1 protein-coding gene is annotated in these 1,303 nt (G+C 40.8%); it reads left to right on the forward strand.

Annotated elements, in window-relative coordinates:
• Window positions 1-161 precede the first annotated feature (161 nt).
• Window positions 162-1,292, forward strand: a complete 1,131-nt coding sequence (locus AB4405_RS23960) for an ISAs1 family transposase (protein ID WP_372063074.1) — start codon at window positions 162-164, stop codon at window positions 1,290-1,292.
• Window positions 1,293-1,303: the final 11 nt, after the last annotated feature.

Raw genomic sequence — 1,303 nt, forward strand, 5'->3', positions numbered from 1 at the left:
CAGGGCAAGATCATGAAAGCCCATTATGGGACAAGGGTTCAAGCGTGATGAGATACTCCCCAAAAATACCGTGAACATCTCAAAATAACAACTTAATAAACGAGCGATTTGACGATCAATATTGGCTGTGATCATATACTATCTTTTGAAAGGTATATGGCATGGACGAAAAAAGCCTCTTGGAACACATTTCAGTTATTAGAGATCCTCGTCAATCGTGGAAAATAGAACATACACTAGCGGATATTATTTTCCTGATGGTCGCTGCAGTAATAGCAGGAGCTGAAGGTTGGGAGGATATTGAGGACTTTGGTGAAGATAACTTAGAGTGGCTTCGTCAATATGGTGATTTCATTAATGGTATCCCAGTTCACGATACAATAGCTCGAGTTATTAATCTTATATCAGCCAAGCAATTACAACGGTGTTTCTCATCCTGGATGCAAGATTGTCATGATGTAACCTCAGGCGAAGTTATTGCAATCGATGGTAAGACGCTCAGAGGTACTTATAACAAAGACAAGCGTTGTGGTGCTATCCATATGGTCAGTGCGTTTAGCGCGGCAAATCAAGTTGTTCTTGGGCAAGTAAAGACATCCGAAAAGAGTAATGAGATTAAAGCAATACCAGAGCTGCTCGAACTTTTATCAATTCGTGGATGCATTGTTACCATTGATGCGATGGGCTGCCAGAGGCAAATAGCAGAGAAAATAGTAAGTAAGGGAGCTGACTATTTATTAGCAGTGAAAGGAAATCAAAAACGGCTTGAAGAAGCAATATCAGAAATATTTAATTCGCGGACAATAAATACGTTTGGCGGCGATAAATATGTCACTCAAGAAAATGGCCATGGTCGCACTGAAACACGAGTCAGTATGGTTGAACACAATACTGATTTTTTGGGAGACTTAGCGTTTAATTGGTCCAATTTATCAACTGTTGGTGTTGTATTTTCAATTCGCCAAGAAGGTGACAAGCTACCAGAAACGATGCAAGTTAAATACTACATCAGTTCAGCGTCACTGAGCGCAAAAACTTTGCTTGAAAATACCAGAGCACATTGGAGCATCGAGAATCAAATGCATTGGCGCTTGGATGTTGGCTTCAATGAAGATGCTTGTCGAATACGCAGAAAGCAAGCAGGAGAAAACTTTGCTGTGGTGCGTCATATCGCTTTAAATTTACTCACAGCAGAAAAATCATTTAACGGTGGGATCAAGAGGAAGCAGAAGAAAGCAAATAGAAGCAACGCTTATCTTTCTCAAGTCCTTGCAGGGCAAGGGGCTTCGTAATCTTGCCCTGA

Origin of the sequence: Vibrio sp. 10N.261.51.F12 (assembly GCF_041471725.1) — a bacterium.
GTDB lineage: Bacteria > Pseudomonadota > Gammaproteobacteria > Enterobacterales > Vibrionaceae > Vibrio.

Coding starts and splice junctions, on each gene's coding strand:
- AB4405_RS23960 (WP_372063074.1), top strand. CDS start 162: ATGGACGAAAAAAGCCTCTTGGAACACATTTCAGTTATTAGAGATCCT.